Here is a 23122-nt window from a genome sequence, read left to right as displayed (position 1 = left end):
AGCTTGGAAATGTTGAAATGCCGGGAGCGCGAAATAGCGCGCCCCCGGCGAATGCAATCGAGATCAGTCGTAGACGGGCAGGCTCGTGCAGGCCGTAACGCTGTTATCGAAGGAGATCGTGCTGGAATTACAGGTCCAGCCATTCACCCAGTCGCGATTTTCATCGTAGACTGCACCAATGTGTGCAGGATTTTCGAAGAAGTCGCTCCAGGTCGTCACATCGAATACCGGAACGCCGTTTTCGTTGCTGCCGTTGACGAAGAGAGCTTGAAGAGTGTTGGTGAAGTTCGAGTTGTTGTTCGCGCCATTGTCGAAAACGCTCTCGATCTCGGCAGCAGTTGCACCCGAACTATCGCGGAACGGTGTATCGCAATCCAGCGCGAAGCTGTCGAAGGTGACAGGGCCGGCTTCATCGATCGATCCGTTTGCGGCACGGAAAAGCTCTTCCTGCCCGTCGACGCGGAGGCAGGCCGTGCCTTGATTCGAAACGAGGACCGAGTTGGCGATTGAATAGTCGGCAAAGCCACGAATTCGGATCGCCTGATCGAGAGCGTTCTGGTGAACGAACGTCGCGTTCGAAATACGAGTTTGCTGACGGGGTGTGCTGTCGTTGAAAGCGTTGTCGCTGTCAGCTTCGATGATCGTGTCACCGGCGCCTGGCCGCTGAACCACCAGCACGTACTGCATATTCGCTTTCACGCCCGTGTCGGTATCGAGACCGTCGTCTTCTGCACCAACGACAATCAGGTTCTTCAGATTGACGAACCCGCCGAAGAATTCGACTCCATCGTCCGAGCTGTTGAAGCTCATGATGTGATCAAGTTCGGTGCCGGTGCCGGTACCGCCGGTCGTAAGCGATTGAAGTTCGCTATCGCCCGAAAGTACGAAGCCCGAATAACGGATCTGGACGTAAGACATGCTGCCCGAACTGTCATCGACTGTTTCGCCGCCGAAGATCGCAGGTTGAGCGGCGCCTTCCACCTGACGCTGACAATTCACGGTGCCGGGAGTTGCGCCAGAAGCGATGCAATCCGTGACAGGCGCGCGGCCTGAAAGGACGACGCCGCCCCACTGACCAGAAGAACTGTCGGTATTAAGCCCTTGCACGTTGTCGCGGCTCGTGAAGATGATCGGACGATCGGCAGTGCCGTTGGCTTCGATCGTGTTTCCGCGGTTGATGTTCAGGAAGCTCGATCCGGATGCATAAACGATCACGCCAGGTTCGATGGTCAGCTCGACATTCGTATCGGCGACACCGTCGCTGTTATCGGCTGCGGGGCCGCCATCTGTGCCGACATCAACGCGGCCGTTCATGCGATAAAGCAGGCCCTTGATGTAGGGCAGTGTCGAACTAGCAGTGAAACGTGCCGGCATGGTGCAGACGCGATATTCGCCTGTCGGACCCGAAATAGTGCCGTCGTCCGTAAGACCCGTCGGATCACTGATCGTCGGGCAGCCAGCTGCGGGAGTTACTTTTTCCGTGGTTGGCGGAGTCGGGGTCGGGGTTGGCGATCCACCAGCATTGCCGGGATTGATGATCACGTCGCCGCCTGTGCCGGGCGAAACGATTTCGTCGGCGCCGCAGCCAGCAAGAGCCAAGGCGGATGTGCCGATGATAAGCGAACGGTGGAGTGTCTTCACGGGTTCGGTCCCCTCAAAAAACCGGATGAGTCGAAATTCGAAGTGCGAATTCGTTGATCGCGACTCGCCAGCTAGGACGCCTGTGTGACAGTTTGTGTCGTTACGTGACCGTTATGTTGCACTTTTGCAAAGTGCGTGGCGCGACTTCCGCACATTGCAGAAATATGACAATGTTACGTTTTTATTGCAGGTGAGGTGCTGCTGTGGATAGAAAGCGCTCAGAAGTTTGGGAGAATGACAATGTCCATCGTAGCTGCAGCGGCGTTTCTCGTTTTGGCGGAGGGACCCGTTATGGTGGTTTCAGCGCCCGCTACCGATTACGACATCGGTTACCGCGAATTGGTTGTCGGTGAAAACCGCGCGGCCATCGAAGCCATTCAAGAATGTGACGAATTGCCTTCTACCGATCCTGCGAGGCAGATAAATCTCGCTGTGGCTCTGGCCCGGGTAGGGGAGTATGAGGCGGCAAAGGAGCGGTTCGACGCCGCTGCCAGAAATGCAGAACGCTATGAACTGGAAACAGCGAGCGGGGACTGGGTAGATTCCCGGGTTCTGGCGCGCCGCGGATTGGCTATGCTTGAAGTGGGAAAATTTGGATCGATGGAGGCACTGGCCGTACGCTAGTTCTCAAGCTCTAAGAGCTTACTCCGCCTTGGCCCGCGCTCTATTGAGAGGTTGCGGGCCAATTTCTTTTTGGAGAACGATACTTCGTATATTCAGCTTTTTGTCACCCCGTTGTCATGTAGAATAGCCACTGGGGCCGTACGGAGGGTGTACGAAATGATTCGCGCACACTGGGCGCTGCTGGCTTTTGTTGCTTGCATGGCGCTCACCGCTTTCCCGGTGAAGGCGGATGTCATGGAGATAAATTCGGAGGGTGCGCGCTGGATCGCTGGAGCGCACGCGACCGATGCTGCTTTCCCCAATTCGATGTCACGCGATACGGCCGCAATCGCTGATGTGCCGGCTGAAATCTATGTTCCTGACAATATCGTTGGCGATCCGTCCCGCCATGCGGCCCGCGTACCTGACGCTTATCGGGTCAAGGTCGCCGAACTCTCCGCGCGGTTCGATCTGTCCCCATCGCTGATCGAGGCAATGGTTTGGCAGGAAAGCCGGTGGAGACACGATGCCCGCTCTCCGGCAGGGGCGCAGGGTCTTGCTCAATTGATGCCGGGAACTGCACGCGAACTGGGAGTGGACCCAAGCGATCCGTTCGCCAACCTTGAGGGAGGAGCCCGATACCTGCGTCAGCAGCTTGATCGCTTTGATGGCGATCTTGAAAAGGCACTCGCGGCTTACAACGCTGGGCCTGGGCGTGTCGAGCGTGCCAACGGCATTCCGCGCATTCGCGAAACACAGCTTTACGTGGCCTCCATTCTGGGTCGCCTCGCAGATCACTCACGGGAGTAGAAGTTTGAAATCGTACCTTGCCAAGCTGGCTATAGTTGTTGCGCTCGTCAGTCCGTCAACTGCGATGGCTCAGGCCGTCCAGCAAGATCCGGCGGGATCCGGGCCAATAGTGAATGCCCTTGGCTGGCTGCAGGGCACATTGCTGGGCAATGTCGCAACCGCAGTCGCGGTGATGGCAGTTGCTGCAGTTGGCTTCATGATGCTGACAGGAAGGCTCAACTGGCGCTTCGGCGCGACCGTGATCATCGGTGTGTTTATCCTGTTCGGTGCAGCTTCCATTGTCGCGGGCATCCAGGGAGTGGCGGCCTGACATGACTGCCCTTGTTCGCCATCCCGTTCACAGAGCGCTGACGCGACCGCAGATGTTTGCGGGCGTCACGTTCAACTACTTCATCATCAACGGGGTGGTGACGACGGAGATTTTTCTGATCACCGGCAGTTTCTGGGCGCTGTTCGCCGCGCTCGTAATGCACGGCATCGGTTATTTTGCATGCCTGCGCGAGCCACGGATCTTTGACCTGTGGATGACCAAGGTATCGAAATGTCCGCGTGTCAAGAATTACAAGCGCTGGGGGTGCAATTCCTATGCCGCGTAAGACCAAGTGGCTCGGTCCCGCGGCGTGGGGTTCGAAAGAAGCCCGTGCGGGGGATCGGCTGCCCTATTCGCAGCTCGTAGACGAAAGCACGGTCCTGATGCGCGACGGCAGCCTCATGACTGCTATCCAAGTGCCCGGATTGCTTTTCGAGACCGAAGATAGCGATGCTCTCAACGCACATGCGGCCACCCGGGAAGTCATGCTTCGAAGCACTCTCGATGCTCGCTTCGTCATGTATCATCACGTCATTCGTCGCCGCGTTTCGGTGGAACTGGATGCCGAATTTCCTGATCCTATCAGTCGCCATATCGATGCGCGATGGAAAGAGCGGCTTGGGTCCGGTCAGCTTTTCGTCAACGACCAATTCATCACCTTGATCCGACGTCCGGCACGCGGAAAGGCGGGACTGGTGGAACGGATTTCGAAGAAGACGAAAGGTCGTAAGGACCGCTTGGAAGCCGATCCCAAGGACCTCAGGAGTTTGCGTGCGGCCTCGCAGGGCCTTGTCGCTTCGCTGACCGCTTACGGTGCGACAGTCTTGGGCGACTATGTCGGACCGCAAGGCAACGTGAATTCCGAGATGCTGGAATTGCTCTCGGCGCTGTACAATGGGGAAATGCGGCCCGTGCGCAGGCCTTCCGAAACCGTCGACCTAGGCATGATGCTACCTTACCGGCGCGTGAGCTTCGGTCTCGATGCAATCGAAATGCGCGGTTCCGGCTCGGCCGATTTCGGCGCGATCCTGGGATTGAAGGATTATCCGGAGGCCACGAGCCCGGGATTGCTCGACGGGCTGTTGCGCCTACCTTTCGAAATGGTCGTGTCCGAAAGCTATGCGCCAGCAGAACGCCAGACTGCGCGCGAGCGGATGGATTTGGCAATTCGCCGCCTGAAGAGTGCCGACGAAGAAGCCGCCGCGGAGCGATCCGACATGATGGCGGCACGTGATGCGCTCGGTAACGGTGCGGTCGGCTTCGGCGATCATCACCTCACCGTGATGGTAAAGGAAAGCAGCCTCGGCAGATTGGACGATGCGACCGCTGCCTGCGCTGCCGCCATCGCCGATACCGGGGCGATCGCAGTGCGCGAAGATACCAATCTCGAACCCGCTTTCTGGGGGCAGTTCCCGGGCAACGAGGGCTATCTCGTGCGGCGGGCGCTGATCTCGTCGGCAAATATGGCGAGTTTCGGTTCACTGCACGGGTTCGCACTGGGGCAGGCTCAAGGCAATCATTGGGGCGAGGCGGTGACGCTGCTCGAGACCACCAGCGCCACCCCATTTTTCTTCACCTTCCATCATGGGGACCTCGGCAACTTCTCGGTCATCGGGCCGAGCGGGTCGGGTAAGACGGTAGTGATGAACTTTCTGGCGGCTCAGGCCCAGAAGTTCAGTCCGCGGACGATCCTGTTTGACAAGGACCGCGGGGCGGAGCTGTTCGTGCGGGGCATCGGCGGCCGGTACGACAGTATTCGCGCGGGGGAACCCACGGGCTTCAATCCCATGGCGCTGCCGGACACGCCCGGCAACAAGGCGTTCCTGCGCGACTGGCTGTCTGTCCTGCTGAAGGCCGACGGTCCGGAAGAACATGCCACCATCGCCGCAGCAGTCGATGCAGCCTATGCCAATGATGCGTCGCTGCGCCGCCTGCGCCATTTCAGGGAATTGCTTTCGGGCACGCGCCGGCCGCAACCGGGAGACTTGGCGGACCGCCTTGCCGCATGGATCGGCGAGGGGGAGAACGCCTGGCTTTTCGACAATGCGGAGGACCGGCTCGATCTGACCGCACGCGTTCTCGGCTTCGACATGACGGCGCTGCTCGAGAATCCCAAGCTGCGCACGCCGACCATGATGTATCTTTTCCACCGGATCGAGGAGCGTCTGGACGGCAAGCCGACCATGATCCTTATCGACGAGGGGTGGAAAGCGCTCGACGATGAAATCTTCGCCGCCCGTATCCGCGACTGGCTGAAGACGCTGCGCAAGCGCAACGCGCTGGTCGGATTTGCCACGCAAAGCGCGCGCGATGCGCTGGAAAGCCGTATTTCCACCGCATTGGTCGAACAGACTGCCACCATGGTTTTCATGCCGAACAGCCGGGCGAGACCCGAAGATTACTGCGACGGGTTCGGCCTGACCAGCCATGAACTCGCGCTGATCCGGACATTGCCTGCACATAGCCGGTGCTTCCTGGTGCGGCAGCCCGATGCAAGCGTGGTCGTAAGGCTCGACCTTTCCGGCGCTCCGGAAGTACTCACCTTGCTTTCGGGCCGGGAGAGCTCGGTCCGCCGCCTCGACCTGCTGCGGCATGCAATGGGAGACGCTCCGGCCGACTGGTATCCTGCGCTCACCGGCACGGCGTGGCCGGGTGGACCCGACGATGCGCGTGGTGAAGACATTCAGATCGGTCAGGCTGCCGAATGACCAGTCAGGGATGCCAGCAAGCGGCCCAGGAGGTCGGTAACGGCGTCGCAGCAGCTCTGCGCGGCGTTGATTGTGTAGCGGGTGAAGCGAGCGCTCAGGCCTTCGGCAAGCTTTTCGCCCCGGGGGGCGCCTTGGGGACTACGCTGACGATCGTCCTTACGCTCTATATCGCCATCTTCGGTTTCCTCCTTCTGACCGGTCGCACGAATATCGGGGTGCGGGCCCTGGTCCCGCGAATGATGACCTTGGGTCTGGTCCTGACTTTTGCGACGAGCTGGGTCGCCTACCAGAGCGTGGTCTGGAACCTGGCGATCGGAACACCTGACTATTTGGCTGGAATTCTGACCGGAACTCAGGGATCGGCAACCGATGTTTTCGCGCAGAAGATCGACGTGGTTTTCATGGCGATCCAGGAAGCCAGCGGCAGCCAGAGCGACTTTTCCGCTTTTTCCCCGCAAGGCATGATGTGGCTGGGAGCGATGCTGTTCATGCTCGGTACCGTTGGCCTGCTGGTTACCACGAAGATCGCGCTCGGTATTCTTGTCGCGCTAGGGCCAATATTCGTTGTCCTCGCGCTGTTCAACGGCACGCGCGGGCTCTTTACCGGCTGGCTGAAGGGCGTTGTGATGTGCGCTCTCGCGCCGCTCTTCGCCGTTCTCGGCGGCTCGATCATGCTGGAGCTGTCCGTGCCAGTTCTTGGTGCCCTGACCGCCAATCCGGGTACAGTCCCCGCACAAGCAGGTATGGCATTCTTCATGATCGGGGCAGTCCATGTCGCGCTGATGATCATGGTGTTCAAAGTCGCTGCGGCGATGGTTTCGGGCTGGACTGTTTTCGGGCTTGTTCCATCGGGCGAAAAAGGCGAGGCCGCGTCACCCGCTGCTGGTCCCGTGCCCGCCGCTGCCTACCAACCTCTCGTTCAGGCCCAGGCCGCCACACAGGCGAGCGATCATGCCCGCCGCATCGACGTATCGGCGGTGACGACGGGAGCAGCGGCGAACGACCGCGGCGCCAGTGAAGCGGCGCGCACGACCAAGATTTATGCCACGGCCCCGGGTCGCGCTCAGGAGAGCGCTGCCGGTACCAGCCCAAGCCGAACGATGGGAATCGGCAGTCGCTTCAAAGCGGCAGCTCCCCGCAGTCTCGGTTCTACGGAGAAAAGCTCATGAAACGCGTAGCGCTTGCCGCGCTCTCCCTTTCGCTGCTCGCGACGCCGGCCCTTGCCGACACGCGGTTGAAGCAGGTCATGTATGATGAGATGCAGGTTTTTACATTGCCCGGCCGGGTCAATGTGCAGGCCAGCATCGTCTTCGGCGACGACGAGACGATCGAGAATGTCGCGATCGGCAATTCGCAAACCTGGCAGGTCACTCCCAACAAGCGGGCCAATATTCTCTTCGTGAAGCCACTCGAAGCGCGTGCCGCTACCAATCTGACGGTAGTCACCAGCAAGCGCACCTATCTCTTTGATCTGGTGGCCAGTCCAAATACGAAGCCGATCTATGTGCTGCGCTTCGATTATCCGGTCGACCCTGAAGAAGAGGCACGAAAGGCCGAACTGGCGCAGGCGGCAGAACCTGAAACCCCTATCGACCCATTTTCATCCGTCGATCCTGCGGATCTGAATTTCGCGTGGAATGGGGACGGCGCGCCTGCGCTCTTGCCCGAGCGCGCTTTCGACGATGGCGAAGCGACTTTCCTTACCTGGCCGGCGGGACGCGAGGTGCCTGCCATACTCGTAACCAATTCCAAGGGTGACGAAGGTCCCGTCAATTACACTGTGCGCGGTGATACCATAGTGATCGAAGGCGTGCCGCGCACCATCGTCCTGCGATCCGGCGAGGACAGCGCCTTGCTAATCAACGCCGGGCCCGAACGCGCTTCCGCCTCCACGACCACCAGCAGCAATCTCGCCCAGAGGGGTAACTGATCATGCGTCTTGCCAATCGCATCCCGCAATCGACGACAGTCGCTAACGATATCGATCCTCGCGATGACAGCGATGCCGAAATCATCGATCTTGCGCAGCGCAATGCATTCCCCGCGGTGGCACGGCCCGGCGGCAAGAGCGATGCCATGGGCATGGTGGCAGGAATTGCGATCGTTGCCGGGCTGGGGGCGATCACGCTCTGGAGCATGAGTTCCGCTCGCCTGCCGGATCAGGAGGGCGTCGGCGGTCAGCAGCAGGCCGTGATTCCTGCTCCGGCGCAGGTTGCTGCGCCGCAGCCGGTCAAGGTCGATCCGCCGACCGCGGCGCAGCAGACAGCCATGCGCGATCCGGCGCCATCGCCCGTCTATGCGGCGCCGCCTCAGGCACAGGCCCAGCCAATGGGCAATCCTTATAATAGCCCGACCGTGGTATTCGATGCCGGTTCCAGCAGCGCGGCGGCAGGACCGATGGAGGCTGCCGAAGCCGCTGCCGGCACCGCAACAGCGGCACCTGCCGGGTCGGCGAACGATTTTGCAAGCCGCGTGGGCGGCGTGGGCGGCGCCCCGGCGCAGGCCAAGGCCATGAGCAATCCGTCCACCACGGTGACGCAAGGCACGCTCATTCCGGCCATTCTCGAAACGGCCATCGACACCAATGTCCCGGGCTATGTCCGGGCGGTCGTCAGTCAAGATGTTCGTAGCTTCGATGGCACGAAAACGCTTGTCCCGCGCTCGAGCCGCCTGATCGGCCAATACCAGTCCGGAATGCAGAACGGCCAGAAGCGTGCTTACGTGATCTGGACGCGTCTGATCCGCCCCGATGGTGCCTCGGTGAACCTCGCTTCGCCGGCCATCGGCTTCGATGGTACCACCGGTCTAGAAGGCAAGGTCACCGGAGGCGGCTTCTTTAAACGCTTCGGGTCGGCAATGCTGCTGTCGGTTGTCGGCGGGCTGGGCTCGCTGGCGACGGGCGGGGCAGGGGGCGTGGTGCTGGGCGGTGCAAGCTCTTCGGCCGCGGCTTCGGCTGCCGAGCAGGACGGGAAACGCGGGCCTACCGTGCGCGTGCGCCAGGGTGAACCGATCCGCATCTTTACCGCACGCGATCTCGACTTCAGCCGGGTCAGCTGATCTGCCCATGGGCGCCGATATCCATCCATTTCATCCGGACGATTTCCCGGACGAAGACGCGCCGAATGTGGACCTGCATGGCGAACGCAGCGTCTATCTCGACGCCTATCTCAAGCCCTTCGCCGAATGGCTTGAGCGCGACACCGTCACCGAAATACTGGTCAACCGCCCGGGTGAAGTGTGGGTGGAAGATGCCGCGGCTGGTGGGATGCAGAAAATCTCCCGGCCCGATATCGATGACCGCCTGATCCAGCGGCTGGCCGAACAGGTCGCCCGGGTTAGCCATCAAGGTATCAATCGCGAACACCCGCTTCTGGGTGCGACCTTGCCCGACGGTGCCCGCGTCCAGTTCTGCGGGCCGCCCGCTGCGCGCAAGCATTGGGCCATGGCAATTCGTCGGCACCGCCAGCTGGATCTACCGCTCGATGCCTATGACACCGGGCCACTAACCCCCCATAGTCGCGGCGAGATGCCCGACCCGCAGGCACAGCCCATCGCCTTTCTGCGCGAAGCCGTCAGGCAGCGTCGCACCATTCTCGTATCGGGGGGCACCAGCACCGGGAAGACCACTTTCCTCAACGCCATGCTCGGTGAAATTCCGCGACAGGAACGGGTTGTGCTTGTCGAGGACACGCCCGAACTCAAGCTGCCGGGCGAGAACGGGGTAGGGCTCGTCGCCGTCAAAGGTGAGCTGGGCGAAGCGAAGGTTACGGCCAATGAATTGCTGCAGGCCGCCCTGCGCCTCAGGCCCGACCGGATCGTGCTGGGTGAATTGCGCGGCGCGGAAAGCGTCAGCTTCCTGCGCGCGATCAACACGGGCCATCCGGGCAGCTTTTCGACGATTCACGCCAATTCGCTGCGCGGCGCGCTCGAACAGCTTTCGCTGATGGTGATGCAGACCGGTATCGGACTCACCCGCTCGGACACCATTGCCTATGCCGCCAGCGTGATCGATGTCGTGGTGCAGTTGAGCCGCGATGCGAACGGAAAACGAGGCATCGCCCACATCGCGGAAAGCGCGGAGTTGCTCGCCCAAGGCTTCTGAGAGCGGTGCGCTGTCGATCAGCGTGACGCGAAAGGAGAGAAATTGGTGTGCTCGTCGAAAATCTCGACGCGCTCTGCCCGCTTGAGCTTGCCCACGACGAGATAGGTTACGGGCGTCAGCAGCGCTTCCCACAGCGTCTTGATGAGCCATTGCGATAGAATGACCTGCCAGAGAAGGTCCACCGGCCACCCTGCAAGCCCCCAGAAAGCCAGAGGATAGAAGATCAGGCTGTCGAGGCCTTGGCCGACGATTGTCGAGCCGATCGTCCGCATCCAGAGATGACGGCCCGCTGTCCAGACTTTCATCTTGGCCAGGACGAAGCTGTTGGCAAACTCGCCGGCCCAGAACGCGACCATCGAGGCCAGCACGATGCGCCAGCTGTTCCCGAACACGAATTCATAGGCTTCCTGACCTGGCCAGCCTTCTGCAGCCGGAAGCGAGACCACGACCCAGGCCATGAACGCCATGAACAGCAGGGCTGCAAACCCTGTCCAGATGACGCGCCTTGCACGGGCATAACCATAGACCTCGGTCAGCACGTCGCCAATGATGTAGCTGACGGGAAAGAAGAGCACCCCGGCACCGAAGGACCATTGCCCGACGACCGGCAGGGTGATGTAGCTTGGCTTTGATGCGCCGATCAGATTGGAAAGCAGCAGGATGGTGACGAATGCCACCATGACGAGGTCGTAATATCGGAACGACAGCTGCTCCTGCCCGGCGGTGATGGCGCGATTTTCCATAGCTAAGCGGATATCGCCGATTGGCGCATCGGAAAACCCACGTTATGGGAACAGCGCAGCGCGCCCGTAGCTCATCTGGATAGAGCGCGAGACTTCTAATCTTGAGGCAGCAGGTTCGAGTCCTGCCGGGCGCGCCACTTTCGTAAAGCGTTGTGATTGAGAAACCCCATCGTGATGTAATCACAATGTTGAAGTGATCAGTTCATCGAAAAGCGTAGAAATTTTCAAAGCCGTACCGCACAGGTCTACTACTGGCTTTGTGAGCTAAATCTTCTCGTTCAATTGCCTTCGCCGAAATCCGACTTTTTCCATTGGCGCAATCAAAGCTGGTTACCAGTGTCTGCGACGCAAATCAGTCGGAACCGACCCCCACGTGGAAAGCCGTGTAGGCTTCGGCCAATGCAGCTTCGCTGTCGATGAGCGACTGCCGGCTTGCAATCAATTGGCGCTGTGCGTCCAATACATCAAAAAGCGACGCTAGCCCCTCGCGATAGAGAGCGTTTGACTGTGAAAGCGCGGTTTCGCTTTCTTCGATCGCCACCGACAGGGCGTCGCTGCGCTGGCGGTACGCTTCTATCGCAACCAACGCATTTTCGACTTCGCCCAGCGCGTTCAGGAAGATAGCGTTGTATTCCGCGAGCCTAGCTTGTGCTTCGAATTCGGCGGCAGCTACTTCCGCCCTGCGCCGGCCTCCGTCGAACAGCGGCAAATCGAGCGCTGCGCCGATACCGATCAGGAAATCGCCGAACAGTCCGTCAAACGTCCCGTCGCCGATGCCGAGTGTGCCTGGGATGGTCAGCGAAGGTCGCAGGTCCGCCCGTTCGATCCCGATAGTGGCCGCCGCTTGTGCCAGCCGCGCCTCCGCTGCGAGAATGTCGGTTCGCCGCCGTAACAGGTCTGCTGGAACACCCGCGGGTGGCCCCAGTCGGTAATCGGGTATGTCCGCTTCACCGGTATCGGGAACGGAAAAAGCGCCGGGCGGCTCGGCCAACAGGACTGCGAGAGCATTTTGCGCCTCGTTACGAGCTATTTCGATGAGGCCGCGCCGCGCCCGGGTCTGCGCAAGGTCCGCCGCTGCGCGCCTTACGTCCAGATTGGCGGCAAGACCGGCTTCGAAACGCAGTGTGACGATCCGGAGCGTCTGTTCCTGTAAATCGGTGGATTGCTCCAGCAATTCGAGCTGAGCACCGGTGCGGCGATATTCGATATATTGGCTGGCGATCGCCGCGGCCACGATGCGCCTCTGATCCGCGAGCAGATATTCGGCTTCGGCATAATCCGCCGCCGCTGCGCGCACTTCAGCTGCCAGCCTCCCGTTGATGTCGGGATTGAACAGTCCAAAGAGGCCTGCCGTTGTGGTAATCTCGCTGTCGCTCGACAGTGACACCCCGGCTTCTGTGGTGCCGTCCACCGACGGGACCAAATCGGACCGTTCGGCCCGCAGGAGCGCGGCAGCGGAACCGAGCCGATCAGAGGCCGCGTCAATATCGAGATTGGCAGCGAGCCCTTGCCGGATAATCGTATCGAGTACCGGGTCCTCGTAGCCTAGCCACCAATCCCGCTCGATACCGGATGGCGGAAGGTTCGTCGCATAGAGTGGCGGTGTCTCGACAAGCGGAATCATTACTTCGGGTTCGGTGCCAGCGCATCCCGCCAGCAAGATCGCCGCGCCGGTGACTGCCAATTGGCGTCTCATGCCGGGGCCATTGTCATGTCTTCGTCCACGTCCTCGATCTCGCGATGCAAGCGCTCCAGATCGACATCGCGCGGTTCGCCGAAGCGCGCGATGCCGAGATAGATGACCGGGGTCAGGAACAGGGTGAACACGCCGGCAATGCCAAGACCGCCGAAAATGACCCAGCCGATCGACTGGCGCGCTTCCGAACCTGCCCCGCTCGCCAGGATGAGCGGCAGCGCACCCAGCACGGTCGAGATAAGTGTCATCGCGATCGGGCGCAGGCGAATGGCGGCCGCTTCTTCGACCGCTTCGCGCACGCTGCGCCCCTGCTGGCGTAGCTGGTCGGCGAATTCGACAATAAGGATCCCGTTCTTCGCCATTAGACCGATCAGCATGACAAGGCCGATCTGAGAATAGATGTTAAGCGAGACGCCTGACAGGTACAGCGAGAAGATCGCCGCCGCGAGAGCGAAAGGCACGGTCAGCAATACGACGAGCGCGCTCGTCAAACTTTCGAACTGCGCGACTAGGACGAGAAAGACGATCACCAGCGCAAAGGCATAGGTCAGCAGCAGGTCATTCGACGTCTCTTCAAGACTTTCGGCCTCGCCCTGGAGCAGCATGTCGATGCCTGGACCTACCGCTTCCTGTGAAAGGCGTTCGATCTCTTCCACCGCATCGCGCAACGGCGTACCCGCTTCGATATTGGCGCTGACCTCGATCGCGCGCCGCTGTTCGGTCCGGTCGAGTTCGGCAGCGATTCCCTGCTCTTCGATCTGCGCGACGCTGGAGAGGGGGACCAGCGTGTCCTCGCCGCCTACAGTGCCGCGCACATAAAGATTGCGCAGGTCCGAGGGGTTGGTCACCGTCACCGCCTGCGCAGTCAGGAAGATCGGCACCGCCTGATCGCCAACGTTGAGGTCCACGAGATCGTCTCCGCCAACCATCGCGCGTAAAGTCTGCGAAAGATCGTCCAGGTCGACGCCAAGATCGGCAGCGCGTTGCCGATCAATTTGCACGGACAATTGCGGCTGCGTCGGCTGGTAGGAGATTTCGGCATTCGAAAGAATATCGGACCGGGTATCGATCGCAGTCGCGAGCGCTTGCGCGGAATCGTAGATCGTATCGTACTCCGCTCCGGTCAGTGCGACTTCGATACCGTTTCCGCCACCGCCGAAGCTCAACGTCCCGCGCCCGCGAGCATTGGTGCGCGAGCCTGGTATTTCCTGAAGCGGCTCGTTCAGTTCGTCCACGATCTCGGCCTGGCTCCGGTCGCGGTTATCCCAGTTGGCCAGCTGTGCGGTCACGCGCACGCGGTTGGGATCATAGCGGCCGACGATCGAGAATGTGCTCTCGATCTCGCCACTGTCGAGATAGGGCTGAAGCACCCTCTCCACCTCGTCGAGCTCACCATCCATGAAATCGATGCCAACCCCGTCAGGCCCGGTCGCATCGACAGTGATGACGCCGCGATCCTCGTCGGGCACCAGCTCATTATCGAGCTGCGAATATAGCAGGGCCGCCGCGACCGCGACGACGACGGACACGATACCGACCAGTTTGGGCCGGTCGAGGCAGCGCCGCAGAGCGCTTTCGTACCATGCGTTCGCCTTATGGCCCCAGCGCGACAGGCGCCCGCGCTTTGCTTCGTCCTCATCCTCCTTCGCGCTCGTCAGATCGAACTTTGCAGCGAGCGCGGGTACGAGCGAAAGCGCCACGAAGCTCGAGATGATGACTGCGACGGCGAGGACGAAGCCGAATTCGCGAAACAACCTTCCTGCTTCCGACGGAAGGAAACTGATCGGCACGAACACCGACACCAGCACCGCTGTTGTTGCGACAACAGCGAAGAACACCTGCCGGGTGCCCAGTACGGCTGCCGCGCGTCGCCCCAGCCCCTTGTTCTGCAAGCGCTGCGCATTTTCGAGCACGACTATGGCATCGTCCACGATGAGGCCTGTCGCCAGTACGAGGGCGAGCAGGGTCAGCAAATTGATTGAGAAACCCATCAGCCAGATGCCGGCGACCACGCCCACAAGCGCGACGGGAATGGTTGCGCTCGGCACCACGGTCGGCCGCCAGGCGCGGAAAAACATCAGCATTGTGCCGATCACGACAAGTATGGTGAAGCCGAGCGTGATGAGCACCTCGCGAACGGAGATGCGGATGAACTCGGCATCGTCGGATACGACGTCGATAGAAAGGTCGGAAAAGCGCTCGTTCAGTCGGTCCACGCCTTGCCGGATGCTATCCGAGATCTCGATCGTGTTAGAACTCGCTTGCCGCACGACACCAAGCCCCACGATAGGCCGCCCATCGAGGCGCACGAAGTTGGTGGCGTTGGCGGGCGCGAAATCCGCCTGCGCCACGTCACCCACGCGCGTAGTGCCGGAAATGACTACGTTTTCGATCAGAGCGGGGCTCGTAGCGCTCGCTTCGGCGCGCACCACCAGTTCCTGCGCGTCCGAACGGAACGAGCCGACCGGGACGTCGTAAGGCGCGTTCTGCAGCGCATCGGCGACGTCGGTCAGCGTCAGGCCGAAGCGGTTGAGCCGCGCCGGGTCGACCGACACGCGCATCTGGCGGGCACGGGTGCCGAACTGTTCGATGCTAGCCACCCCTTCGGCGGCCAGCAATTCGGGCACAATATCGTTCTCGACGACGCGCGTGAGCTCTGCCTGATCGTATTTTGTCGATTGGACCGCCAGCGTCATGATCGGCTGCGCATCCTGATCGGCCTTGACCACCGTCACCTGCTCCACCCGTTCGGGGAGATCGCGGTTCACTCGGCTGACAGCCTCGCGCACATCGGACGCGGCCGTGTCGAGATCGATGCCGGGGTTGAACTCGACCCGGATGCGCGAATTGTTCTCTTCGCTGGACGAGCTGATCTGGCGCACCCCGGAAACGCGCGCGACCGCGTCTTCCAGCAGACTGGTCACTTCGGAATCCATGGTTTCGGGAGCGGCGCCGGGCAGGCTCGCAGTGACCGACACGATCGGGCGGTCGACATTGGGAAGTTCGCGCACTTCCGCGCCAAGCAGAGCCGCGATCCCCGCAATGACGATGAGCAGATTGAGCACGCCGATCAGCAGCGGCCGCTTGACCGCCAGCATAGGCAGGTCGAACTTATTCTTCATCGGCTGCGGGTGGAGAGGCCGCCCCTTGCTGCTCGCGAATGCGGACTTGCTGTTCGCTCGCGCCGCCGCCGCGCACGATGCGGATATCCTGCCCATCGCGGACCTTCTGGACGCCTTCGACAATCACGCGGTCGGTGCGGCGAAGCGCTCCGTCGACAAACACACTTCCGTCGCGGCGGGAGGTAATAGTGACAGGGATGCGGACCGCTTTGCCTTCGCGGATCACGAATAGGTGGGAGCCTTCTCCGCCCCAGACGATCGCCTGTTCGGGCACGACGGGGCGCGCCTCCCCGGCACGGCTGAAGAGCACCCGGAAGCTCATGCCAGGCCGCAACCGGTCGTCCTCATTGCGGATCGCGGTGCGCACGATGAAATCGCGGCTGTCCTGAGATACGCGGCTATCGGTCGTCACCACCCGAGCATCGATGGTACGAGAGGGTTCTGAATAGGGTGTCACCTGAACCACCTGTCCAGGCCGGAGCGAATTGAAGACCGCTTCGGGCGCTGGAAAGTCGACGTAGAGGGTGCTTCGCTGATCGATCTGTGTGATCGGCGTCGTATCGTTCACCCGGTCGCCGGCGTCGATCTCCGTCAGGCCCACATGACCGCTGAAAGGCGCGCGAACCACCCGGTCCGACAATGCGGTTCGCGCCTGTTCCAATGCAACGCGCGCAGATGCGAGTGCGGTTTCGCCTGCCTCGATCTGGCTTTCGGAAATTGCTCCTGTATCCTCGATCCGTCGGTAGCGGCCGAGTAGCTGGTCGGCCTCGCGCACGTCGACCTGTGCAGCTTCCACCGCGAGCCGCTCCTGCCGGGCATCGAGGCGAATGAGCGCTTGCCCCTTCCTGACGAAATCGCCCGCATTAAACAGCACGTTTGTAACGCGACCATCTGTTTCGGCATAGATTTCTGCAGAAGTCGCAGCGCGAGCCGAACCGATCGCCTCGACCTCCACTTCTTCGGGAAGAACGCGAATTTCCTCGGCCACAACCGGAACGGCTTCACGTTCAGGTTCAGGTTCGGCTTCCCCACAAGCTGTGATGAGGAGGGATAGAGCAACTAAAGAAAATCGGAAGATCGATCGGGCCACTTGGAAGGCCTAACGAATAATATCGTCAGGGGGAAGCAGCGACAAAGCAGCCCAGGCCGATTAGTCGGCTGATCGGTAATCTTTGGAGCTGTCGACGGAGAAATGGAAGGTCTCGGTTTGATTAAGGTTTTTCGCAAAACAGTAAAATGGTTAAGATTTAGTGTAGAATTGTAAAGGAACTGAAAAAATTCTCAATAAAATTTTTCATTGAAAAATGCCGAGTATCCAAGCGAAGCCGAACAAAACGAGCGAAAATCCCCACATGATCATCAGCGAGTATTTGATATGCTCTCCCAGGCTGATCCCCGACAGGCCGAGGGCAAGCCACAAGGATGCAGAGAACGGACTGATGAACGTGCCGACGATGTTGCCGATCATCAATGCGTAGACGATGCTTTGGTCCGGCACCCCGAGCGGTTGCATCACTTCGATGACAACTGGCAGCAGGCCGAAGTAATAGGCATCGGTGGAAAGCACGAGTTCCAGTGGCAGGCCGAAGAAGCCGATCAGAATATGCAGGTGGGGCAGCAGCCATTCGGGCATCACGGCCACCAAATTGTCGGCCATGGCGCGCAGCATGCCCGATCCCTCCAGCACGCCAAGGAACACTCCTGCAGCAAGGATCACCGAAGCCAGCATCATGGCTGGACCGGCATGCGCGCTGATCCGTTCGAGCTGGATTTTCACGTTCGGATAGTTGAGCGTGAGAGCCACGGAAAAACCCAACATGAAGATCAGCCCGGCAGGCAGGATACCGATAATGAGGGCAACCATGACGGCGAAGAAGAGGACCGCGTTCGGCACCATATTACCGGGGCGCAGCAGCGTCTCGTCCAACACGGAACTTTCGGCCAGCGGTGAACGCAGGTCGCTGGAATCCGGCGCCGCTCCGCTGGCTGCTGCTGCGGCGACGCGGCGTCTTTCCCGCAGACCCAGGCCGACAGCCAGCAGTACCAAGGCGCCTGCGCCAAGTCCCTGGATCACGATCAGCGGACGCCAAAGCTCCGTAACGTCGAGATCCGTGACCGCCGAGGCCCTGCCGAGGGGGCCGGCCCACGGCAACATGTTGAAGATCCCAGCGCCGGTGACCAGCACCAGCAGCATGAGCAGCGGGCTCATATTCAGGCGTCTGTAAACCGGCAGCAGCGCCGGGATCGTCAGGAGGAATGTAGTGGCTCCCGCACCGTCGAGGTGCGCAAGCATACCTACCAGCGCGGTGCCGATCACCACCAGCACCACATTGCCCTTGGTCAGTCTTACGATCCCATCGATCATGGGCCGGAACAGCCCGGCATCCTGCAAAACGCCAAAGAACAGAATCGCGAAGATGAACATGATCGCGACGCCGGCGACCCGTTCGAGGCCGGATTCAAAGAAGCCGCTGATCTCCTCGGGCCCGAAACCAACCGCGAGTGAGGCCACTACTGGGACTGCGCACAGCGCCGCCACGGGCGTGACCTTGTTGAGTATGAGCAGCACCATCACGGTGATGATCGTTGCAAGTGCGGCTATGGTTAGCATGGCGGAGGTTCCTCTCGATTTTTTTCTTGTCGTTTGTGCAGGCGGCGAGCGCTTGGGCCGAGCATCGCCATCCGGTCAGCAGGTCAGAAGGTGACGCCGATGCGGGTTGCTATGGTTTCCCCGCCATCGGGGCCTGTGAAAGCACCCGATTGATTGTCGGTATTCCAGTGCACCCAGTTGAACTGGAGACGTGTGAAGTCGTTGAGATACCAGTTGGTGCCGATCGTCGCGGCCCAACCCTCGCCGCCCTTGACGAGGCTTGTGTAGTCGATGTTTTCGTAACGGGCTGTCAATTCGATCGCGCCCGGCCCGCCTTTGAAGACCGAATTCAAGACGTTCGGTTGACCAAAGTTGCCAGTGCGTGAACCGTAGGGCGGCAATTCACCCGTCACGAACCATCCGCCTGCCAGGCTCCATGCTTCGCTCAGGAAGTCGGACCGGCCTGCATCCAGTCTGGCGCGCCGCTCCCCAAATTCAGCCATTGCCCAGGCCGGGCCCGCAAAGGCACCCAATTCGGCGCCGAAGCCGGTGGTGCTGCGCCCGCCCGACAGGGCACCGGTGGAAACGCGTAGCGCATCGTTGAAGCGGCCGCCGATGGAGGTGTTGCGCGCAAGGTTGGTGGCGCCCGGTGACAGGTATTCGTCGAAGCCCCACAGGCCAATATGCATGAGAGCGCGATTGGACTTGACCGGGTTCCAATGGACCCGCGTCATCACGATGCGGCTGTCGCCGGTGTTCTGGTTTCCGTCGAGCCGGTCCCCAGTAACCGCCAAGGAGACGTGGCCGTTGTCCCAGAACAGGCGCGACATGGCCCCCATCCCGTAGGAACCGCGCTGCGGAATGATGGCTGTGGCGACCACCGACCGTTCCAAGAACGGTGTGGCATCTGACGACGTGCTGCCTTCGAAGCTCCGATCATTGAACACGTGGCCTACTCGTATGTCGTAGGCCATTTCGGAGCCGATCGAGTCGCGCCAGCCCAGGAATGCGCTTGCTACATCGATGTCGTTATCCGAAAAATCGGCTTCAAACTGATAGAAGAAGCGGCGTCCGACGCCGCCCTCCACACCCATCCTGAGGGCGCGCATTCCAGTCGCGGTATGATTGCGCGCGTCGTAGCGCGACCCGAAGGTTGAGCTGACATCAGCCAGGATGCGACCGCGCGGCTTGAAGGTGTAGGTGCCGTTGGCGGACCGAAACGTTGGCAGACCGTCGCCCCAGTCGGCGACCACTCCCGAAGCGCTGGTCTGCTCCGCGTCTGCTGCTGGGTCGATCTGCGCCATCTGCTGCGTTTCAGCATCGGCAGCCACACCGTCACGCTCGTGCTCCAGCCGGTCGAGCCGGACCCGCAGTTCCGCAATTTCGGCAGCCTGTTGGCGGACCAGTTCTTCGAGATCCGGCTCGGCCGGCGATTGCGCCAGCACGGGCGACGCGGCTAGCATTGCGACCGCGGAACAGGTGAAACGGAGCGTGTTCATGATGGATTTGAGCCTTCGGCAAGAAGTGCGCGCCATTCGGCAAGAAAGCGCTGGCGCTTGATGGAATCGAGGTGGACGAGAAGCTGGGGCCCGATCCGGATTGGTCGCTGCTGCTCCCGCGAGGGCATCCGATTGCCGATATCACTCCGTACGGGCGACAGCCCTTGCTGAGCGAGCAGCATCTGGCCGCTGCGCGACAACAGGAAGTCGAGAAAAAGCTGCGCCGCTGCGGGATGTCGAGCGTCGCGAGCGATAAAGGCAACCCGAGACGCGGTAATCGTATAGTCGCTCGGAAAGACCACCTGGATCCGCTCGTCGCGTTTAGCGCGGGCCAAAGCGTAAGAGCCCAGTACGTTATAGGCGATGGCTGCTCGTCCTTCCGCCACCGCATCCAGCATCTCCGCACTGGTGGAAGACAGCATGGGCCGGGTATCGGCAATGGCCTCGATCAGCGATTCTGTGTCGCGGGTGGTGGCATAATCTTCCGTCAGGTAGAGGTAGCCCGCATCCGCTTTCGCGGGGTCGTAGGTCGTGACCTTGCCCATGAAATCCTGGCGCCGATCGACCAGCAGCTGTTCGAACGCATCGTGCGTCTGCGGCACCTGCTCGGCAGGGACAAGCTGGCGATTGACGACGAAGACGATCGGCTCGGAAGTTAGGCCATAGCCCATGTCCTTCCAGACTGCGGTCGTGGGAAGCGCGGGCTTCTCGGGGCTACGATAGGCCTGCGCGTAACCGTCATTGATCAACTTTGTCTGCAGAGCCATTCCTGAAGACAGGACCAGATCGGCGCCGGGCTGACCAGTATCGCTCTCGCGAACCACCCGGTCGTAGACAGCGCGCGATTGCAGATCCTCGTAATCCACGGATATGCCTGGATAGGCCGCCTCAAAGCCGGAGATAGCAGGCTGCACCGCGGCCCTGTCGGTAGCGCCATAGACACGCACCATTCCCTCCTCGCGGGCCGACGCGATCAGCGTTTCATAGGATGGGGGATAGCCGGCCGGGCGTTGCGCATCCCGGCATCCTGATGCACCCACCACAAGCATCGCTATCGACAAAATCAGTAGTCGCATCGATCAGGTCCTCTCGCTTTCCGTCTCTAAGTTCGGATAAGCTTGCGACCGTGAGATATGTAAGCAACCTTTCATGCGCCTTTCACGGCTCCGCAGCATCATGCGAATCCTGATTGTCGAGGATGACGCGGCACTGGCCCGCGCCATCGTTCAGCTGTTGCGGGAGGCGGGGAACGCGGTCGATCATGTCTCAACCGGCGAGGATGCGCTGATGGTCGCTGCCGACGATGCCTATGCTCTCATCGTCCTCGATGTGGGCCTGCCCGACCTAGATGGCTTCGCGGTTCTCGAAACGATTCGGCGCAGTGGAAACCGAGTCCCGGTGCTGATGCTGACCGCTCGCGACGGGCTCGACGATCGCGTGCACGGGCTCGACCTCGGAGCGGACGACTACCTGCGCAAGCCTTTCGCGCCTGCGGAACTGGAAGCACGCATCCGTGCGCTCGGCAGGCGGCGCGGCGGTAATCCGACGCCGGAACTGAAAGTCGGCATGCTGGTGATGGACCGGTCGCGCGGCGAAGCGCGGGTCGGCGCGCGCGCGCTCGACCTTCGCCGGCGCGAATGGGCAGTGCTTGATGCACTGGCCACCCGTGCGGGCCAGATTGTATCGCGCGTGACGCTGCAGTCGGAGGTGTTCGGCTATGACGAGCCCGTCGGTCCGAATGCCATCGAGGTAAACATCGCGCGGCTCCGTACCAAGCTCTCATCGGACGGGCCGGTCATTCGCACGATCCGAGGCGTGGGTTACATGCTCGATGGCGACTGAGAACGCGCAAGAGACCACGCTTGCGCTGCGGACGCGGCTCCTCGCCACGATGCTGGCACCACTGCTGGTCATCGCCGCGCTGTTGGGGCTTGCCGGCGCAACGCTGATTGCGGACGTGGTCCGGCGCGGGAATGATCGCGTACTCGGCGGCGCACTGGAGGCGGTTGCCGAAACGGTTGAGGTCGAGCGGGGCCAGGTAACGCTCGACCTTCCGGAGGCCGCCTTCGGGATGCTGGAAAATAGCGAGCGCGACAATATCTATTACCGCATCGCGGTCGGCGAAAAGGCGTTAACCGGATACGCCGACCTGTCCGCACCCCTTATTGCCGACGTCCCCTTAGAAATGCCGCGCTTTCGTTATGAACGGTACAAGGATCAGGATATCCGCATTGCAGAAATGCGCCGTGAATTGCCCGGGATCGAAGCGCCGGTGATCGTGCAGCTTGCTGAAACACTCGACAGTCGGCGCGCTCTCCGGCGGAGGCTAATTGTGCTTTTGCTGCTGGGAGAGCTTATGCTGATCGGCGTGGCGATGGCGCTGATCCGACCGGCATTGGGCTGGAGCCTGCGGCCGCTGACACAGTTGGGTAACGCCGTGGCTGCCCGCGATACGCGCGCGATGCCCGATCTCTCTCCTCTGCAGTCCGGTCCTTTGCCGGCCGAGTTGCGTCCATTGGCAGACGCCTTCGACAGGCTTCTGGCGCGGCTGGACAGTGCAACGTCGGGCATTCGGCGCTTCACTGCCGACGCCTCGCATCAGATGCGTACGCCGCTTGCCGTGCTTAAGGTACAGGTTGCGCTCGCCCGTCGTGGCAATCCCGACGCGCTTGGGGAAATCGCCTCCGCAGCCGACCGGCTCGAACATCTCTTGACCCAGCTGCTGGCGCTGGCACGGGCAGAGGAAGAGGGTTTCACGCCAAGGCGCGAAACTGTCGATTTGGGCGAAGTCGCGGCTGCTGTCATCAACCGGCGAATCAATCAGGCGATTGGCGCTGGAATAGATATTCATCTTGAGGCACCGTTGCAGGCCACGGTGAAGAGCCATCGCACGCTAATCTTCGAGATCCTCTCCAATCTGCTAGACAATGCGATCCGTTACAATCGTCGCGGCGGGACCGTGTTGATAACCGTGGTAAGTGACGATGTTTGCGGCTCCTCGATCGCGGTCGAGGATGATGGTCCGGGATTATCCGAAGCTGAAATGGCGCGGATCGGCGAACGCTTCGCGAGGTTTTCGACCGCGCGAGGCAGCGAAGGCAGCGGCTTGGGCTTCGCCATCGTCCGCTCGGCCGCGGCTCGGCTCGGCGCCTCACTCAGGATCATGAACGCTAACCCGGGATTGCGAATCACGCTGACCTTTCCTCATGATTTGGAAACCACTAATTTCGGTAATAAAAGGTAGGGACTTTCTGACCGCGGATATACGAGGCAGGATTATTAGAACATAACGGCGATA

The 23122-nt window shown here is 61.0% G+C and carries 19 protein-coding genes and 1 tRNA gene; 12 read left to right on the top strand and 8 right to left on the bottom strand.

The features are described from left to right. Positions 1-63: 63 nt before the first annotated feature. Positions 64-1641 (bottom strand): hypothetical protein, encoded by a 1578-nt coding sequence (locus tag ACI2I1_RS05710; protein ID WP_404678271.1) that lies wholly within the window; start codon positions 1639-1641, stop codon positions 64-66. 240 nt (positions 1642-1881) lie between these two features. On the opposite strand from ACI2I1_RS05710, the gene ACI2I1_RS05705 reads away from it, so the two are divergent. From ACI2I1_RS05705 to virB11, 9 genes are all read left to right on the top strand, one after another. Beyond that, entirely contained in the window at positions 1882-2265 is a 384-nt protein-coding gene (locus tag ACI2I1_RS05705; protein ID WP_404678270.1) for a hypothetical protein, read from the top strand. Between the two features lie 156 nt (positions 2266-2421). Further along, positions 2422-3054, top strand: coding sequence for a lytic transglycosylase domain-containing protein (locus ACI2I1_RS05700; RefSeq protein WP_404678269.1), 633 nt, complete (start codon positions 2422-2424; stop codon positions 3052-3054). A gap of 4 nt (positions 3055-3058) precedes the next feature. Next, positions 3059-3364: a TrbC/VirB2 family protein gene (locus ACI2I1_RS05695; protein ID WP_221542261.1), complete on the top strand. Its 306-nt coding sequence runs from the start codon at positions 3059-3061 to the stop codon at positions 3362-3364. A 1-nt stretch (position 3365) separates the two neighbouring features. Further along, positions 3366-3650 (top strand): type IV secretion system protein VirB3, encoded by a 285-nt coding sequence (locus ACI2I1_RS05690; RefSeq protein ID WP_221542260.1) that lies wholly within the window; start codon positions 3366-3368, stop codon positions 3648-3650. Next, entirely contained in the window at positions 3640-6072 is a 2433-nt protein-coding gene (locus ACI2I1_RS05685; protein WP_404678268.1) for a VirB4 family type IV secretion/conjugal transfer ATPase, read from the top strand. The genes ACI2I1_RS05690 and ACI2I1_RS05685 overlap by 11 nt, the downstream gene beginning before the upstream one ends. Next, positions 6069-7241 carry a type IV secretion system protein gene (locus ACI2I1_RS05680; protein WP_404678267.1) on the top strand — a complete coding sequence of 391 codons (1173 nt, stop codon included), beginning with the start codon at positions 6069-6071 and terminating at the stop codon, positions 7239-7241. Before ACI2I1_RS05685 ends, ACI2I1_RS05680 begins: the two co-directional genes overlap by 4 nt. Further along, positions 7238-8002 (top strand): TrbG/VirB9 family P-type conjugative transfer protein, encoded by a 765-nt coding sequence (locus ACI2I1_RS05675; protein ID WP_221542257.1) that lies wholly within the window; start codon positions 7238-7240, stop codon positions 8000-8002. Before ACI2I1_RS05680 ends, ACI2I1_RS05675 begins: the two co-directional genes overlap by 4 nt. Before the next feature lie 2 nt (positions 8003-8004). Next, positions 8005-9129 (top strand): TrbI/VirB10 family protein, encoded by a 1125-nt coding sequence (locus ACI2I1_RS05670; RefSeq protein WP_404678266.1) that lies wholly within the window; start codon positions 8005-8007, stop codon positions 9127-9129. A gap of 7 nt (positions 9130-9136) precedes the next feature. Then, on the top strand, positions 9137-10174 hold the full coding sequence (gene virB11, locus ACI2I1_RS05665) for a P-type DNA transfer ATPase VirB11 (RefSeq protein ID WP_221542255.1): 1038 nt from the start codon (positions 9137-9139) through the stop codon (positions 10172-10174). A gap of 17 nt (positions 10175-10191) precedes the next feature. On the opposite strand, the gene ACI2I1_RS05660 is transcribed toward virB11, so the two are convergent. After that, a complete protein-coding gene (locus tag ACI2I1_RS05660; RefSeq protein WP_404678265.1) occupies positions 10192-10917 on the bottom strand; it encodes a queuosine precursor transporter in 726 nt (241 codons plus the stop codon). A 60-nt stretch (positions 10918-10977) separates the two neighbouring features. Between ACI2I1_RS05660 and ACI2I1_RS05655 the strand changes: the two genes are divergently transcribed. Beyond that, positions 10978-11054: transfer RNA gene (locus ACI2I1_RS05655), tRNA-Arg, on the top strand. Positions 11055-11269: 215 nt separating this feature from the next. On the opposite strand, the gene ACI2I1_RS05650 is transcribed toward ACI2I1_RS05655, so the two are convergent. From ACI2I1_RS05650 to ACI2I1_RS05625, 6 genes are all read right to left on the bottom strand, one after another. Further along, on the bottom strand, positions 11270-12613 hold the full coding sequence (locus ACI2I1_RS05650; RefSeq protein WP_404678264.1) for an efflux transporter outer membrane subunit: 1344 nt from the start codon (positions 12611-12613) through the stop codon (positions 11270-11272). After that, positions 12610-15735: an efflux RND transporter permease subunit gene (locus tag ACI2I1_RS05645; protein WP_404678263.1), complete on the bottom strand. Its 3126-nt coding sequence runs from the start codon at positions 15733-15735 to the stop codon at positions 12610-12612. The genes ACI2I1_RS05650 and ACI2I1_RS05645 overlap by 4 nt, the downstream gene beginning before the upstream one ends. Further along, on the bottom strand, positions 15725-16723 hold the full coding sequence (locus ACI2I1_RS05640; protein ID WP_404678262.1) for an efflux RND transporter periplasmic adaptor subunit: 999 nt from the start codon (positions 16721-16723) through the stop codon (positions 15725-15727). The genes ACI2I1_RS05645 and ACI2I1_RS05640 overlap by 11 nt, the downstream gene beginning before the upstream one ends. 306 nt (positions 16724-17029) lie before the next feature. After that, the gene (locus tag ACI2I1_RS05635) at positions 17030-18346 is read right to left on the bottom strand and encodes a CitMHS family transporter (RefSeq protein WP_404678261.1); all 1317 of its coding nucleotides are present in this window, start codon (positions 18344-18346) and stop codon (positions 17030-17032) included. Positions 18347-18429: 83 nt separating this feature from the next. Beyond that, a complete protein-coding gene (locus tag ACI2I1_RS05630; RefSeq protein ID WP_404678260.1) occupies positions 18430-19824 on the bottom strand; it encodes an OprO/OprP family phosphate-selective porin in 1395 nt (464 codons plus the stop codon). Continuing rightward, the gene (locus ACI2I1_RS05625) at positions 19821-20900 is read right to left on the bottom strand and encodes an ABC transporter substrate-binding protein (RefSeq protein ID WP_404678259.1); all 1080 of its coding nucleotides are present in this window, start codon (positions 20898-20900) and stop codon (positions 19821-19823) included. The genes ACI2I1_RS05630 and ACI2I1_RS05625 overlap by 4 nt, the downstream gene beginning before the upstream one ends. Positions 20901-21000: 100 nt before the next feature. Here ACI2I1_RS05625 and ACI2I1_RS05620 point away from each other — a divergent pair, with 100 nt between their 5' ends. Further along, on the top strand, positions 21001-21666 hold the full coding sequence (locus tag ACI2I1_RS05620; protein ID WP_221543922.1) for a response regulator transcription factor: 666 nt from the start codon (positions 21001-21003) through the stop codon (positions 21664-21666). Beyond that, positions 21656-23068, top strand: coding sequence for a sensor histidine kinase (locus ACI2I1_RS05615; protein WP_404678258.1), 1413 nt, complete (start codon positions 21656-21658; stop codon positions 23066-23068). Before ACI2I1_RS05620 ends, ACI2I1_RS05615 begins: the two co-directional genes overlap by 11 nt. The last annotated feature ends 54 nt before the right edge of the window (positions 23069-23122 follow it).

The sequence above is a fragment of the Qipengyuania sp. NPDC077563 genome, from assembly GCF_044901345.1.
Classification (GTDB): Bacteria; Pseudomonadota; Alphaproteobacteria; order Sphingomonadales; family Sphingomonadaceae; genus Qipengyuania; species Qipengyuania aestuarii.
The sequence above is the reverse complement of the archived record's forward strand: the minus strand, read 5'-3'. Positions and strand labels throughout refer to the sequence as shown.

What these genes read in the sequence shown, in the direction of transcription:
- ACI2I1_RS05705 (WP_404678270.1), top strand. Translation starts at nt 1,882, where the DNA reads ATGTCCATCGTAGCTGCAGCGGCGTTTCTCGTTTTGGCGGAGGGACCC.
- ACI2I1_RS05700 (WP_404678269.1), top strand. Translation starts at nt 2,422, where the DNA reads ATGATTCGCGCACACTGGGCGCTGCTGGCTTTTGTTGCTTGCATGGCG.
- ACI2I1_RS05690 (WP_221542260.1), top strand. Translation starts at nt 3,366, where the DNA reads ATGACTGCCCTTGTTCGCCATCCCGTTCACAGAGCGCTGACGCGACCG.
- ACI2I1_RS05685 (WP_404678268.1), top strand. Translation starts at nt 3,640, where the DNA reads ATGCCGCGTAAGACCAAGTGGCTCGGTCCCGCGGCGTGGGGTTCGAAA.
- ACI2I1_RS05680 (WP_404678267.1), top strand. Translation starts at nt 6,069, where the DNA reads ATGACCAGTCAGGGATGCCAGCAAGCGGCCCAGGAGGTCGGTAACGGC.
- ACI2I1_RS05675 (WP_221542257.1), top strand. Translation starts at nt 7,238, where the DNA reads ATGAAACGCGTAGCGCTTGCCGCGCTCTCCCTTTCGCTGCTCGCGACG.
- ACI2I1_RS05670 (WP_404678266.1), top strand. Translation starts at nt 8,005, where the DNA reads ATGCGTCTTGCCAATCGCATCCCGCAATCGACGACAGTCGCTAACGAT.
- virB11 (WP_221542255.1), top strand. Translation starts at nt 9,137, where the DNA reads ATGGGCGCCGATATCCATCCATTTCATCCGGACGATTTCCCGGACGAA.
- ACI2I1_RS05660 (WP_404678265.1), bottom strand. Translation starts at nt 10,917, where the DNA reads ATGGAAAATCGCGCCATCACCGCCGGGCAGGAGCAGCTGTCGTTCCGA.
- ACI2I1_RS05650 (WP_404678264.1), bottom strand. Translation starts at nt 12,613, where the DNA reads ATGAGACGCCAATTGGCAGTCACCGGCGCGGCGATCTTGCTGGCGGGA.
- ACI2I1_RS05645 (WP_404678263.1), bottom strand. Translation starts at nt 15,735, where the DNA reads ATGAAGAATAAGTTCGACCTGCCTATGCTGGCGGTCAAGCGGCCGCTG.
- ACI2I1_RS05635 (WP_404678261.1), bottom strand. Translation starts at nt 18,346, where the DNA reads ATGCTAACCATAGCCGCACTTGCAACGATCATCACCGTGATGGTGCTG.
- ACI2I1_RS05630 (WP_404678260.1), bottom strand. Translation starts at nt 19,824, where the DNA reads ATGAACACGCTCCGTTTCACCTGTTCCGCGGTCGCAATGCTAGCCGCG.
- ACI2I1_RS05625 (WP_404678259.1), bottom strand. Translation starts at nt 20,900, where the DNA reads ATGCGACTACTGATTTTGTCGATAGCGATGCTTGTGGTGGGTGCATCA.
- ACI2I1_RS05620 (WP_221543922.1), top strand. Translation starts at nt 21,001, where the DNA reads ATGCGAATCCTGATTGTCGAGGATGACGCGGCACTGGCCCGCGCCATC.
- ACI2I1_RS05615 (WP_404678258.1), top strand. Translation starts at nt 21,656, where the DNA reads ATGGCGACTGAGAACGCGCAAGAGACCACGCTTGCGCTGCGGACGCGG.